This is a genomic window from Flavobacterium sp. P1_E4 (genome assembly GCF_056405915.1).
The window spans coordinates 16,521-29,908 of record NZ_JBFUBE010000005.1 but is presented as its reverse complement, the minus strand read 5'-3'; the positions used below and the strand labels follow the sequence as shown (position 1 = coordinate 29,908).

16 protein-coding genes are annotated in these 13,388 nt (G+C 32.3%); 14 read left to right on the top strand and 2 right to left on the bottom strand.

The genetic code is table 11. From position 1 onward, the window contains the following. Positions 1-154: 154 nt before the first annotated feature. Complete coding sequence (locus AC1DY0_RS06650; protein WP_477187854.1) at positions 155-1,384, bottom strand: multidrug effflux MFS transporter; 1,230 nt, start codon at positions 1,382-1,384, stop codon at positions 155-157. Between the two features lie 346 nt (positions 1,385-1,730). Here AC1DY0_RS06650 and AC1DY0_RS06645 point away from each other — a divergent pair, with 346 nt between their 5' ends. The 12 genes from AC1DY0_RS06645 (at position 1,731) to AC1DY0_RS06590 (ending at position 9,804) form a co-directional block, all read left to right on the top strand. Beyond that, a complete protein-coding gene (locus tag AC1DY0_RS06645) occupies positions 1,731-2,192 on the top strand; it encodes an SRPBCC family protein (RefSeq protein ID WP_477187853.1) in 462 nt (153 codons plus the stop codon). A 531-nt stretch (positions 2,193-2,723) separates the two neighbouring features. Further along, the gene (locus AC1DY0_RS06640) at positions 2,724-3,029 is read left to right on the top strand and encodes a hypothetical protein (protein WP_477187852.1); all 306 of its coding nucleotides are present in this window, start codon (positions 2,724-2,726) and stop codon (positions 3,027-3,029) included. 332 nt (positions 3,030-3,361) lie between these two features. Then, complete coding sequence (locus AC1DY0_RS06635; protein WP_477187851.1) at positions 3,362-4,543, top strand: replication initiation factor domain-containing protein; 1,182 nt, start codon at positions 3,362-3,364, stop codon at positions 4,541-4,543. Then, the gene (locus AC1DY0_RS06630; protein ID WP_477187850.1) at positions 4,543-4,713 is read left to right on the top strand and encodes a hypothetical protein; all 171 of its coding nucleotides are present in this window, start codon (positions 4,543-4,545) and stop codon (positions 4,711-4,713) included. The genes AC1DY0_RS06635 and AC1DY0_RS06630 overlap by 1 nt, the downstream gene beginning before the upstream one ends. 107 nt (positions 4,714-4,820) lie before the next feature. Beyond that, the gene (locus AC1DY0_RS06625; RefSeq protein ID WP_477187849.1) at positions 4,821-5,537 is read left to right on the top strand and encodes a hypothetical protein; all 717 of its coding nucleotides are present in this window, start codon (positions 4,821-4,823) and stop codon (positions 5,535-5,537) included. A 33-nt stretch (positions 5,538-5,570) separates the two neighbouring features. Continuing rightward, positions 5,571-6,029, top strand: a complete 459-nt coding sequence (locus AC1DY0_RS06620; protein ID WP_477187848.1) for a hypothetical protein — start codon at positions 5,571-5,573, stop codon at positions 6,027-6,029. A 117-nt stretch (positions 6,030-6,146) separates the two neighbouring features. Then, positions 6,147-6,590, top strand: coding sequence for a hypothetical protein (locus AC1DY0_RS06615; RefSeq protein WP_477187847.1), 444 nt, complete (start codon positions 6,147-6,149; stop codon positions 6,588-6,590). A gap of 102 nt (positions 6,591-6,692) precedes the next feature. Next, positions 6,693-6,860, top strand: a complete 168-nt coding sequence (locus AC1DY0_RS06610) for a hypothetical protein (RefSeq protein ID WP_477187846.1) — start codon at positions 6,693-6,695, stop codon at positions 6,858-6,860. Next, entirely contained in the window at positions 6,853-7,407 is a 555-nt protein-coding gene (locus tag AC1DY0_RS06605) for a hypothetical protein (RefSeq protein WP_477187845.1), read from the top strand. The genes AC1DY0_RS06610 and AC1DY0_RS06605 overlap by 8 nt, the downstream gene beginning before the upstream one ends. 158 nt (positions 7,408-7,565) lie before the next feature. Next, positions 7,566-8,138: a hypothetical protein gene (locus tag AC1DY0_RS06600; protein WP_477187844.1), complete on the top strand. Its 573-nt coding sequence runs from the start codon at positions 7,566-7,568 to the stop codon at positions 8,136-8,138. Positions 8,139-8,155: 17 nt separating this feature from the next. Further along, complete coding sequence (locus AC1DY0_RS06595; protein WP_477187843.1) at positions 8,156-9,025, top strand: hypothetical protein; 870 nt, start codon at positions 8,156-8,158, stop codon at positions 9,023-9,025. A gap of 338 nt (positions 9,026-9,363) precedes the next feature. Further along, on the top strand, positions 9,364-9,804 hold the full coding sequence (locus tag AC1DY0_RS06590) for a hypothetical protein (protein ID WP_477187842.1): 441 nt from the start codon (positions 9,364-9,366) through the stop codon (positions 9,802-9,804). Between the two features lie 388 nt (positions 9,805-10,192). Here AC1DY0_RS06590 and AC1DY0_RS06585 read toward each other — a convergent pair whose 3' ends face one another. Next, positions 10,193-10,699 carry a DUF2911 domain-containing protein gene (locus AC1DY0_RS06585; RefSeq protein ID WP_477187841.1) on the bottom strand — a complete coding sequence of 169 codons (507 nt, stop codon included), beginning with the start codon at positions 10,697-10,699 and terminating at the stop codon, positions 10,193-10,195. 173 nt (positions 10,700-10,872) lie between these two features. Here AC1DY0_RS06585 and AC1DY0_RS06580 point away from each other — a divergent pair, with 173 nt between their 5' ends. Together AC1DY0_RS06580 and AC1DY0_RS06575 are read left to right on the top strand one after the other, a co-directional pair. After that, the gene (locus AC1DY0_RS06580; protein ID WP_477187840.1) at positions 10,873-12,789 is read left to right on the top strand and encodes a DUF294 nucleotidyltransferase-like domain-containing protein; all 1,917 of its coding nucleotides are present in this window, start codon (positions 10,873-10,875) and stop codon (positions 12,787-12,789) included. Beyond that, entirely contained in the window at positions 12,789-13,388 is a 600-nt protein-coding gene (locus AC1DY0_RS06575) for a 3'-5' exonuclease (protein ID WP_477187839.1), read from the top strand. Before AC1DY0_RS06580 ends, AC1DY0_RS06575 begins: the two co-directional genes overlap by 1 nt.

Here is a 13,388-nt window from a genome sequence, read left to right as displayed (position 1 = left end):
TCTGACTTAGTTGAAAAAAGCCTGCCAGTCAACACACAAGGTTCTGACTGGCAGGCTTTTTAAAAAAAATCTAATAAGTGTAGATTTACACACTAGCGAAAGTGAACTGACGAAGTAATCCGTCCCCGTAAAGTGAATCAATAATTGGCACAAATTAATGCCCCATCATGATTTCTTCATCACCAGCATTTACAACAGTTTTCTTGATATTTCGTTTACCAACATTCAAAATTATAAAAGCAAGAATCGTGGTGCAAGTCATAATTACGACCATTGGAACCATAGAATCTTTAACAAAAAGACCTACTGCAAAAGAAGATAAAGCACCAATCCCCAATTGAGTGGCTCCCATCAATGCCGAGGCACTTCCTGTATTTTTAGCAAAAGGAGCAAGGGTCAATCCTGCCGTATTTGGATTGGAAATACCCAAACAAGCCAAAAACAGGAACAACATTGCAATTGTACCATACAATCCTAAATCATCATTTATTGCCAAAATCAAAAAGGTCACACTGATTGCTATTTGAGCAACCAAAGCGCCAAAAATCATCTGCTCACTGGAGAATCGTCTCAATAATATGGAGTTCAATTGGCTCGAACCAATAAAACTTACAGACATAAAAGCAAAAATCCAACCGTAAACCGTGGCATCCACTTTTAAAATATCCATAAACAAAATAGGAGATGCCGCAACATACGTGAACAATCCCGAGAACGCAATCGAACCTGTCAAAGCATAAGTATAAAACTGTGGCACTTTGATAATCGATACAAAATTACTGATGATTGGTTGTGGTTTCAATGATATTGTGTGATCAGGTTTGTGTGTTTCAGGCAAGCCCAATTGTGATGCAATAAGCACCAAACCGCCTAAGCACATCAGTATAAAAAATATAGGATGCCAACCGTAATAAGTAGTTACATAACTCCCAATAGTCGGCGCCAACATTGGCGAAAGCCCAAGAACCAACATTAATTTGGACAAAACATTGGGAATTTCCTTAACCGGAAACAAGTCCCGAACCATCGCAACCGAAGCCACAGTAGCCGCACAACTTCCAACAGCCTGTATAAACCGAAGTCCAATAAACATATGAATATCAGCAACGACAGCACATCCTAAAGAAGCCAAAATATAAACAAGCAATCCAATAAACAAAGGCTTTTTCCGCCCGTAACGATCCAATAACGGCCCATATAACAATTGCCCGAACGAAATCCCGATGAAATAACTGGATAAAGATTCGGAAACCATCGTTACTGTAGTATGAAGATCTTTGGCAATCCCCGAAAAACTGGGTAAATACATATCAATAGAAAATGGTCCAAGTGCGGTCATCGAACCCAAAATTAATATCAGCTGAATGTATTTTCCTTTTGTCATAATATCTTTTTTATCTTTTGCAAAGATAGCGCATAGAAATCTCATATTTCTCAATTTTCCGAGGAACGATAACACTTGTAAAAGAAAATAACGATGCAATCTCAACAATATGTTTATCCAAGAATTGAGCTTTCCATTATTTTTACTAACTTTCTGTCTGTTTTTAAAATTAATTTCAAAGAAAGATTTTAGCAATAAATTACAAGAATTATAATGAAGTTTTGAATTAAATAATCAAAAAAAATCTGTGCTAATCTGTTTGATCCGTACAATCTGTGGCTAATTTTTTCCGCGTAAGTAACATAGTCGACAAGCATCAAGTTTTAAACTTTAAAATAAAAAACCAATGGAATCTGAAATTTTCTCAACAACACCAGATTGTGAAATAGTAACTACAAGGATTATGAACTTTCCCATAAATCTTTGTTTTAAAGCTTGGACAAATCCAAATCATTTAAAAAATTGGTGGGGACCAAAAGGATTCACAAATACTTTCAATGAATTCGACTTACGACCTGGAGGAAAATGGAGTTTTGTTATGCACGATCCAGACAAAGGAAATTATCCCAATGAAATTGAATTTATAAAAATTGACGAACCAAATCTAATTTTCTGGAAACGTCATTCAAAACCGCTTTTTAATATTTTGACAACATTTGAGGAAATATCCAGCGACAAAACCAAGATTGTTTTCAAAATGATTTTCGACACAGCAGAAGAAAGCAATAAATTAAGACCATTTGTAGTTGACAAAAATGAAGAAAACTTTGATAGACTTGAAGTTGAGCTGACAACAATGGCTGAATAAAATCAAAAAAGCATCCCTTCTCATCATTTGCAAGACTATATAAAATGAACTATAATTTATAGTATGAGAATTAAAACTACATTTCAAGCGCTTAACGCTTAGATTACTTACAAAAAAAACTCTTTTTCCAATTATTAACCTACAGTTTAATAATTGTATTATGACGAAAAAAGAGTTAAAAATGCACAATGAATTATTGAATTATCGCAAATTCGTGATAAAATGTGATTTGCTACGTAATCTATCCCCGATTAATTTACGTACAATCCAAAGGCTTGCTTATCCTCATGGCAAGACTCAGAGTATGGGGGTCAAATCTGACGAACCTACTAGAATAAACTTTTGTTTAAAAAATTCCAAGCGTACTATTTCAATTACTAGGTTGCCCGACAATTACGTGAAAGGGGTCTATTTTTTTGAGATTGGTTGGACTGATTGTAAATATGACAAACTTGTGATTTCTGCGAAATCATGCAAGGAAATCATGTTTAAAATTAACCATGTTTACAAATTAACAAAACCTAGAGAGTTATGATAACAGTGTTAAAAGCTATCGTACCTCTTGAATATCAAGAAACGGAGAAAAGATTCCTTTATTATCTAAAGACTTTAAAAGATAAAACCTATAAAAAGGATATTCCTAGTGTTAGTCAATACCAAGTGCAAATTAAGAAAGATTTAAAGGGTATTACCATTGTTAATCATAGTCATTATAAAACTGAGGTGATTACACAAACTTGGAAAAGCATAGAGGAACGAATCAAGTTGCATTTTGAGCAAATGAACGAAAAACCCAATGAACACGAAAAACAATTTATTCTAGACTTAAGATTTTAAAATTATGGAAATGCCTTTAATATTAAACGATTTGAATGTAAATGATTTTTTTTATATCAATGATGAAATTTATCAAGTAATGTCTTTTGAAATCTATGGGGTAGTTGTAGAGGATATAAGCGGTAAATGTTTTGTTTTTTCACGCTTAGAAATAGTGAAAATTTTACCTTTTTGATTATGGTACTATTTATCATTTTAGTGTTTCATGTAATGTTTATACTGACATTATGTGATGATGATGATTTCACAAATTATTCTTCATAAATAAAACTTCAATTTAAAAACTAGCCGTTAGGTAAAACGGCTACTAACTCACCCAAAAAATTAACACAATGCACCCAAATACATTAATATCAATAGATTACCTAATTATTAATTTAATGGGCGAACTGATACCTAGAACGCCCAACAACTCACTAGATTTTGAATTAATAACCGAACCGTTTGGAACAAAAACTTTTGCTAATAAAAACGTAGTGAAGTACAAAGGGGAGCAAATCGCATCGATTTTAAGTAATCCACGCTCAAACATTATACCCGATCAATTAAACCAAATGCAATTCGAGAATCATATTTTTTACACTAAAACACTAACAGAAATAAAAACAATTATATATGAACTTACAAACGCCTATAGTCTTGAATTTACTGCAATTAATCGATTGGATATCGCTTACGATATTAATGATAATAACGATTATTATCGCAATCTATCAAATAACGTCATTAGGGGAGAGTATAAACTTGCTGGGCGCAAAAAATCTTTTTCAACTCATAACGAACTTGTTAAGGGTGTATGCATTAACAATGGTTTCAATCTCGGTAGTCGTACTAGTACTAAATTTCTACGTGTATATAATAAAACACTTTCTCTTGAAATAAAGGAAAAACAGCACATTGTAGACTTTTATAAAGCAAATAATTTTGAAAATTCTAATGTATGGCGTTTTGAATATCAGTTAAACGCAAGTTTCTTCACTAATTTAAAGGCTTTCGGGCATGACAAGGATTTTTATGATGTGCAAAAAGAAAAACAAACTTTGCCTTTTGAGGATTTAACATGGGCGGTTTTTGACTATGGGGCGTTAATCAATCTTACAATATTGGCGCAAAAGAACTTTTTCGAACTTCGTGAGAATACGGGTAAAAGTCAAACAAATAAAGAGGAAACCGTTCCTTTTATATTGGATTTCGATTACTTACTGTCGACAAAATCAGAATACAATCCTACGTTTATAAAATTAAAAACTACCCACGTACCAACACTAATCAAGCGTAAGCGATTGGCGAAAGCCCTCTTTAGGGAGTATTGCGCAAACTTTCAGAATATCACCTATATAGTGGCGTTAAATAGGCTTTTGTTAGAAACAAATCCTTTTGATGGCTTGCCACTCTCTGAGTGGTTTAAGCAAAAAATGTCTTTCTATTTGGCAGAGTTCAAAGAACTTGAAAAGATGGATTTAAAATTTGATTACCGATTATATGACGAACAAAACAACCTATTTATAGAATAATGGCAAAACGTATCCCAACTCAGAAAATCAATAAAAAAGAACTTGGTGTTCTTTTAGGCGTGAGTTATAAAACAGCTCGAAAAGATTATCAAACCATTTTAGATAGTCTAAAATTAACTAGGTTATATCTAACCGTAAAAGACTTGGAGGATTACGGTTTAATGTCGTAAAGGTGGTAAAAAGCGGTAAAAATGAAACGTAATAGGTAAATATTGGTAACCCTGTTTTGATTCTGTACAAATCTTTGCATCAGTAAAATTTAACAAAATCAAAAAAAATGAAAATTATCACATTAACAGGGGTTACAAGAAGTAACGAGATTCAAGTCACTAAATCAATTGGGTCTTTGATTGTTGGAACTACTTTGGATTTATCAGCCTTGACAACTGAAAAAATTTCTATTTACATCGAACGTGCTAACGGTTCGAATGTCATTCTAGCAAATAAAGTGCCTTTATTGGATTTTATTTTGGCTTCCACTTATGGGAACGAGGCGGTTCAATCTGACGCAAATTATGATTGTATTGCTTTGTGTGAATTGGCTTTAGATGGTGGAATCTTTTTGGACGAAAAGGAATCGATTAAAATTCTTTTAGAGGATTTAATTTCGGGTGAAACTTATGATTTGTACGGAGTGGAAGAGCCGTCAAGTTCAAACCACTTGTATTTTTTCGAGCAAAAAACTATTGCATCAGAGGATTTCAATAAGAAAATTGATGTGGACGGTTTTGACTTGGCTATTATGACCAGAAAAGACAGTTTACAGGATATCTCATACGGTTTTGAAAATGGTCAAACTGTAAAGTATCTGCCTTTTGAGTTGCAAACTTTGTCTACAAATGTTGACCCGATTACAGCAGTGAAGGGAACAACCGTGATTCAAAGAGTTGATACAAGGTTAGCGTTACCGTTGGTACACGTTGACAGTATCGAAATCAATAAGGCACAAGGGGAAATAATCAATTTTGTCGTAAGAAACATCAGAGAGGTTTAACACCTAATTTGTTTAACTAATAAAAAAATCAAAATGGGTTTATTTAAAAAATTAGCTAGTAAGGTTAAAAGGGTTGTTTCTCTAAAGAATGTTATTGGAATAGCGACAGGAAACTATTTAGGTGTTGCAAAAGATGCTTTAAGGGTTGCGACAACTGACAGACCAAAAAAAGAAGTGGGACAACCTACTGTATTAACGCCAGACCAATCGTTTTTACCCGAAAATTATCAATTGCCTACTGTGTTGCAAAATACATTGATGGCAAAAGGCGCTCAACAAGAAGCGAAAGCGGTGAATTACTTGGCTTCTAAAAAAGAGGTGCAAAGCGTAGCCGACCAAGGGACTGGCTTTATGTCAAAAGTGTACTTGCAGGCTATGTGGTTAAAGCATAAAACTTTAATTATTGTTGCGGGTGCTTCAATTGTTGGATTCCTAGTTTATTGGTTCGGATTTAGAAACAAAACAGGAACGAGGGGTCGTGGGAGACGATAGAAAGCCTACAAATTATAAACGTATCTATTTGATACTATTTTTAATAGATACGTTTATTCTTATTCTAAAAAAGTTTACAGAAGTATTACTAAATATTAAACATTTATTTTATAAATAATGGCATATCCAAAAAAAGCATCGTATAACGGTGGAGGGCGTTCAAATTCAACGCCAAGAAGTAACGGAAACGACAAAAAACACGAAAGCAAGTCGTTTGCTGAAATGCAGTTAGTTGAACCGCAAAGCGGTGATAGATTTGACGCTTTTCAAAAGATTTTTGCTTGGAAAACAACTAAAAGATTTGGTTTTATCAGTTTACAAGCTTATAAAAATAAAGAGCAAAAAATTTTATCGGGTGAGCCTGTAAAAGAGGGGTACGAAAAATGGTATTGCAAAGTAAAAACTGGAATCTCGGAAAGTACAGTAAGTGCGCTTTACAACAAAAAGAAAAAGATACTCTTTTTCGAATTAGGTAATCAAAAATGCGCTGTATCTCCAAGTAAAGGTTATTTCTCTTTCTTGATGCCAGAAGCGGTTAAAAACGCAAAGCTAAGACGATAGTCATGTTTAAAAGATTATTGGAAAGGGTAGTCTTGTCAATAGTTGATGGGGTTATCGATGCGCTYGAACAAAGGTATATTGTTAAATTAAAAAAGGCTAAAAATGAAAAGTATTAAAGGTGTAATTGCCGTAATTGGCTTAATTGTAAAATATTCCGCAATTGTGATGGCGGTTATCAAAGGTATTGAGGTTGTGCATTCTGAACTTGAAAAAATCGACTTTGGGGATGATAAAAAAGAAGTTAAATCAATAACCGCAAAAGATGCCTAGTGCTTCGTATTTAGGTCGTAAGGACTTATCGAGGGGGATTCGAAATAACAATCCGGGTAATTTGGTTTTTACACAAAATACTTGGCTTGGTAAAATTCAATCAAGTTTCAATACTGACAAAGGCAAAAAGTTTGAACAGTTTGAAAATATGTCTTACGGGGTCCGTGCTATGTTGCGCAATTTGGTAACCCATATAGATAAAGGTGAAAACACCGTTCGAAAATTAATAACTACTTATGCTCCTCCAATTGAAAACGATACGGAATTGTATATTAAACAAGTTGCTACTTCCGTCGGTGTTACCGCTGACGAGGTTCTCAAATCTATCGATTCGAATTTTTTATTTTTACTTGCCAAAGCAATTGTAAAAAAAGAAAATGGTAAGGATTCTAAGTATGTTACGGATTCGGATATTAAAAGCGCAATCGCCAATATAGGCACGTTTAAAACGACTAATATAAAAGTCGATACAAAAAGCAAAGTTAATGTAGCGTTGCTGTTGGGTTTGTTGCTTTTTTGCTATACTGTTTTAATCGTTTCAGTGTAAAAAAAAACAGATAAAAAATAATTATTCAAAAATTTAAAAAATAAAATATCATGTGGGATAAAATCAAAACTTTTTACGTAGAACATAAACTTTATGTAAATATTGCAATTGGGGCTTTAGTTGTTTTCATTGGTTGGAAACTCTTAAAAAAGAAGTAAATGACAGCTCGTTTTACGCAAAGGAAACCCGTTTCAAGTGATTCGGGTTTTTTTGAAAAACTACAAACTCATTGGCTCTTGATAGTTGCCTGTTTGCTTGTATTTCCTTTCGTTTACCGTTGGTTTACGGGTCTGATTGCTCAAGCAAAAGCAAGCCAATACAATGCACAAACTATTGTAAGCAATGCCCAAAACGGTAAATCTAGTCCGAATATAATAGAGCAAAAGTCGTTTGATATTTTTAAAAAATATCCAAAGGTAAAACCGCCCGAAATGGATAGATATAAGGCAGTTGCTCAAAAGATTGCGATTGCTTTAGGTGAAAATGTTGAGGATAATCATTTCATACTGAACACGGATTTGTACAATGTGAATGCATGGACTGAGGACGAAGCTACTGTAGTTAAATTATTAAAAACTGTCCCTACTACTTTTCCTATAGTTGAGGATTTGTATTACAATGTGTTTACACGTTCACATAATTTAAAAACGGATTTGTATAAATACTTGTCTGCTTCGGATTTGTCTGAGGTAAAAAAGGTCTTTGCAAAGTATGGTAAAAAATGGTTATAACATAAAATAAAATAAAGATGGAAAATAAAAATTTCATACAGTATATAGATTCGGATTTTAGAGTAAAAACAAAGTACGTAGAGAAAAAATCTGATTCTACGGATGATTATTGGGGTTATGTTGTCGATGGTATTAATACGGAATTTTTGATTGTGGCTTTGTTTGTCAATAATGTGAGGGTTCAAGGTGTAGAAATATTAAACAAAGATAATGTTAACTGCTCGGCAGTTATTAATGATTTGGCGGTTATCGATTTAAATACTATTGAAAAGAATTTTTTCTTTTCGGCATTTGAAGAGGTTGTTTTGGATTATATTGCAATAGAACAAAAAGTTAGGGTTATAAATTTTCCTTATGTTCCTCCTGTAGAGCCTACAAAATATTTACATAAGTATAGTACACCTTATTTGCTAGATGTAACGCAAAAATGGACGGATTATAACCCGTATTTATGTAGGGTATTATTCAAATTCGATACTGCTGAGTTTGCAACCTCAAATCGTATTTTTGCAAATGATTCATTTAATAATGAATCGACTAGACCGTTTATAAATTATTTTAGCAATGATGTTAATCCAAATTATAGAAGTACCGTAGTTCCTTTTACAGAATTTGTACGTTTCTTTGATTGCTATGTAAAGGTAGAGCCTCAGATTGGTGCGTTTATGGAGTATAGTGCAAATGTAAAAAAGGGTGAATGTCAATTAATTATGGACGTAAGAACAAACGAAATTTATTTACAATATTTTGGTTTTGGCTTTCCAGATGCTGAAATAGCTTTGGGTGGTCGTGGAATTAAAAAATGGATGGTTAAGCCTGTTGTAGGTGGTCAAGTTCTAACAACTCCACATTTTATAGTTACAATTATGAACCAACCTTTACCGTAAAAATATGGCAAATAATACGCCAACGCCTTACAAGTGTGTTGTATTTCATAAGGATAAAAATAGACATCCTCTAATTTACGAGTTTATGAAAAGCATTTATTATTTACATAAATTGCTTGAAAAAGAAGACTTTGACTACCACTATATAAATATTTACAATAGAAAAACTGGTGTGTATCTGTGTCGGCAATATTTTGATAAGTTTATAGTTGACAAACCCCCTTATTGAGTTATGGGGGTTTTTTTATTGGTGTTTGAGAAAATGGTTTATTATTAATTCTCTGTAGGAAATATGCGCAATGTATATTATATTTACGCACAAACTAAATAATTATTATATGAAAAAAATTACGTTTTTATTTCTTTTTGTTTCTGTATTAGGTTTTGGACAAAACAAATTAAAGGGTTATGAAGAACAAACTGTAGCGGTTTCTTTTGATCAATACGATTTAATAAAAAAGGTCAATGAATATCATCCAGATATTTTAGTTTCTAAAACTGTAACCAATAATTATACAAATGATTTAAAAAATAGGGTTCTTGTTGAGTCGAATTTGGTTTATGAAATGCCAAAGGACTGTACGGAATATGATGTTTTAATTTATCCCGATAATACAAGACTTGATTATTCGTATAACTCTAAAGATTTGGGTTTTGTTTATGGAAATGTAACCGTTTTTAATGGTCATGTTTATCGAACTTTATTTAATATAAATGGTGATAAACGACTTTCAAGGTATTATATTGATGATAAGTTGATAAATGAAATTAAAATATAAAAGTCTAAACCCCAATTAAATGGGGTTTTTTTATGGACTGTTTTTAAGAATCAAACTTTAAAGAGTAGGAAATATCAAATAAATGTTTATATCTTTGAAAAAAAATAGGAAAAAAGAGCAATTTTTTTTTAATCTGCAATGTAGTTTTTTGAACTATAATTTATATTATGTAAAATAGAATATTTAAAAAGCCTCCTAATCAATAGTATTGATTAAATGTTTTCAATTTCAAAGAAATCCAATTGTCTACCCTTTTGATTGGTTTCAAATGAAATTTTCACAAACTATACCCTTTCTGTTATTTATCTCCAATAAATATTTAAAATAAATTCAGGGCAAAAAAAAACATCGCCATATGACGATGATTTTTATATACTTTAAATAAAAATTATTTCACTTTGAAACCAACATTCCATTTGTCCCAACTCAAAACAACATCATTGGCATTAATTTTATAAACTAATTTTTCTGTACTTGATTCAGATTCAGTTTGTTTAACCGTAACTCTTAACTGATCTTCTTTAACATTATATTTATAAGCTCCCCATTGTTTAGGTTCTTTGTTAAAAATGATGACACATTCGTTTTGGTTAGGAATAACAAAAAAAGAATATTTACCAGCCGGCAATTTTGAACCTTCAATTGTAAGATCTTTATCCGTTTCGAATGTCGTAGCTTCATTGGCTCCAGCACGCCAAACTTCATTAAAAGGAACTAATTCTCCCCAAATTTTTCGCCCTCTTACCGAAGGACTTCCATAATTAATTTGAATAGTAGCTCCATTAATCATTCCAGTCGCTTTTTCAGGCGGACTCTTTGGTTTCTCTTGGGCATTTGCAAATGAAATTGCAAAAAAAGATAATAATACTAGCAATGAGATTTTTAAAATTTTCATAGTTTATTTATTTATTTAGCATTAAAATTAAATAATTGCTTTCAATATCATTCTAAGACATAGTATTTTATGAAAATTTTAACTATACAGCAATTTATAAAAATTAGTTTTTTTAGCCTTACTTTTGAAATCTATTTTTATTATTTTTACAAGCATTACTTTACAACAAGACTATGAATACAATTGCGGAAAATATTGCTGACTTTTTGAAAGAATACCCACCATTCGACAACTTGACATTTCAAGAACTATCAGCCATTGCTACAAGTATTCGAGTTTTGAATATGGAAAAGAATGAAACTTTATTCCAAATAAATGACAAACTACATGACTGTTTCTATGTAGTTGCCTCAGGAATCATTCATTTATCCGTTATCGCCGATGCTGAAGAAACCTTATTAAATAAGTGTCATGCAGGTGATGTCTTGGGATTAAGACCCTTTTTTGCTAAAAATAATTACATGATGACGGCCAAAGCCCGTGAAGAAAGTATTATTTATGCTATACCCATTGTCACTTTTAGACCTTTTGTAGCAAATAATCCAGATGTATTAAATTTTCTTTTGGAAAGTTTCGCAACAAATACTTGGAACCCAAAGGAAAAAGAAAATCTTAGAGGAAAATTAGCAAATGATAATGTTGTTTATATTGACCAAAAGTCAGAAATGCAATATTTTCAGTCGCTAACCTATAATAGAATGCCACTTACTGCAACTATCAATGATATTGCCAAAGATGTTGCCTTAAAAATGACTGAAAATAGTTCTACCAGCGTAGTCATTTGCGATGATCAATTGCCTATTGGAATAGTTACGCATACAGATATGTGTTCCAAAATTGCCACAGGACAGTTCCCTTTGACCATTACTATGAAGGCCATTATGTCTGCCCCGGTTGTAACTGTTGTTGAAAATGTCTCTTTAGCAGAAGCACAGCTTTTGATGTTAAAAAACAATGTAACCCATCTTTGTGTTACTTTGGATGGAACGGATAAATCCCCTGTGAAAGGTGTAATTTCTGAACATGACTTAATTATTGCTCAAGCCAATAATCCAGGTGTTTTAATCAAAGAAATCAAAAGATCATCAAATGCCAAGGAACTAAAACACCTTAGAGAAAGATTGACTGAATTGATTCAGAATTCAATTTATAAAAATATCCCACTTTCTAATATAAATAACATAGCCAGTGAAATAAACTCCGCTATATTAAAACGTGCCGTTGAGTTGTCTATTTTAGATTTAGGCTCCCCTCCTGCAAGATTTTCATGGTTAAGCATTGGAAGCCAGGGTAGAAAAGAGCAATTATTACTAACAGATCAAGACAGTTTATTGATATTTGAAGATGTAGCACCTGATAAATATAGAGACGTAAGAGATTATTTCTTGAAATTAGCAAAAAGAACAACTGCAACACTTGAAAAAGTCGGATATGAATTATGTCCAAATGGTCATATGGCCAGCAATATGCTTTGGTGTAAATCATTGACAGACTGGACTAAACAATATGACAGCTGGATGAATACTCCAGGTGAAAACAGCAATGATCTTAGTAGTATTTTCTTTGATTTGGAACTTGTTTTTGGAGAAAAAAAGATATTTGAAGCTATCGAAAATGTCATCCTAAAAGACTTGGATCACAACACATTATTTTTTGACTTCCTAGGAAATGACGCATTAAGAAAAAATTCTCCTCTTACTTTTTTCAAGAAATTTGTTCTGGAAGAAGAGGGACCAAATAAAAACAAATTTGACATAAAAACGAGAGCATTAATGCCCTTAATTGATGGAGCCAGACTGTTTGCCTTGCATTTTAACATAAAAGGACTAAACAGCACCTACCTGCGCTTCAAACAATTAGCAATTATTGACGCGAAAAATTCAGATATTTACTTAAATTGCGCTGAAGCATTTTTAACTTTATCAAAATTTAGAGTAAATGAAGGTTTAAAAAACGAAAATTCAGGGCAATACATTAACCTGAGCGAACTAACCAAATTAGACAAAGAAAAATTAAAGAATGCCTTAGCCCCAATGAAAGAACTAGAAGAATTAATAAAAAGTAATTTCAAACTAACGCAATTTTCATAATGATGCTAGATTGGCTTAAAAACATAAATAAAGAACACCCTGATTTTTGGAAAACTTACCTTGCTAAGTTTGAACATAAATCAAAACGATATGTTGTATTATCTACAGAAACTTCTGGACTAAATCCTGATAAGGATGTTATTTTATCCATTGGTTCTTTTGCTATTGTGAACAACAAAATTCATATTGGCGACAGCTTTGAATCTATCTTCTTACAATACAAGTATTTCCACGATAATGGTTTATCAAATGAGTTTATTTTGGAAAGCAAAATGAAAAAATTAAGTGAACCAGAAGCGATTCACGCGTTTATAGATTATATCGGCAATGCCGTTTTAATTGGGCACCATGTTGATTTTGATGTCGATATGATCAATAGTGCACTTTTAAGATTGGATTGTGGAAGATTAAAAAATGAAGCATTGGATATTGATGTAATGTATAGAAAACTAGTAGACATCAATGACAAACAGTTTTCACTTGATGAATTATCAGAAATTTTCAAATTACCCAAAAGCTATCGAAGATCTCCTTCAGAAGATGCATATTCCATTGCATTACTGTTTTTAAAATTAAAGAACAGATTGGGAATCAAATAG

Coding starts and splice junctions, on each gene's coding strand:
- AC1DY0_RS06650 (WP_477187854.1), bottom strand. CDS start 1,384: ATGACAAAAGGAAAATACATTCAGCTGATATTAATTTTGGGTTCGATG.
- AC1DY0_RS06645 (WP_477187853.1), top strand. CDS start 1,731: ATGGAATCTGAAATTTTCTCAACAACACCAGATTGTGAAATAGTAACT.
- AC1DY0_RS06640 (WP_477187852.1), top strand. CDS start 2,724: ATGATAACAGTGTTAAAAGCTATCGTACCTCTTGAATATCAAGAAACG.
- AC1DY0_RS06635 (WP_477187851.1), top strand. CDS start 3,362: ATGCACCCAAATACATTAATATCAATAGATTACCTAATTATTAATTTA.
- AC1DY0_RS06630 (WP_477187850.1), top strand. CDS start 4,543: ATGGCAAAACGTATCCCAACTCAGAAAATCAATAAAAAAGAACTTGGT.
- AC1DY0_RS06625 (WP_477187849.1), top strand. CDS start 4,821: ATGAAAATTATCACATTAACAGGGGTTACAAGAAGTAACGAGATTCAA.
- AC1DY0_RS06620 (WP_477187848.1), top strand. CDS start 5,571: ATGGGTTTATTTAAAAAATTAGCTAGTAAGGTTAAAAGGGTTGTTTCT.
- AC1DY0_RS06615 (WP_477187847.1), top strand. CDS start 6,147: ATGGCATATCCAAAAAAAGCATCGTATAACGGTGGAGGGCGTTCAAAT.
- AC1DY0_RS06610 (WP_477187846.1), top strand. CDS start 6,693: ATGAAAAGTATTAAAGGTGTAATTGCCGTAATTGGCTTAATTGTAAAA.
- AC1DY0_RS06605 (WP_477187845.1), top strand. CDS start 6,853: ATGCCTAGTGCTTCGTATTTAGGTCGTAAGGACTTATCGAGGGGGATT.
- AC1DY0_RS06600 (WP_477187844.1), top strand. CDS start 7,566: ATGACAGCTCGTTTTACGCAAAGGAAACCCGTTTCAAGTGATTCGGGT.
- AC1DY0_RS06595 (WP_477187843.1), top strand. CDS start 8,156: ATGGAAAATAAAAATTTCATACAGTATATAGATTCGGATTTTAGAGTA.
- AC1DY0_RS06590 (WP_477187842.1), top strand. CDS start 9,364: ATGAAAAAAATTACGTTTTTATTTCTTTTTGTTTCTGTATTAGGTTTT.
- AC1DY0_RS06585 (WP_477187841.1), bottom strand. CDS start 10,699: ATGAAAATTTTAAAAATCTCATTGCTAGTATTATTATCTTTTTTTGCA.
- AC1DY0_RS06580 (WP_477187840.1), top strand. CDS start 10,873: ATGAATACAATTGCGGAAAATATTGCTGACTTTTTGAAAGAATACCCA.
- AC1DY0_RS06575 (WP_477187839.1), top strand. CDS start 12,789: ATGATGCTAGATTGGCTTAAAAACATAAATAAAGAACACCCTGATTTT.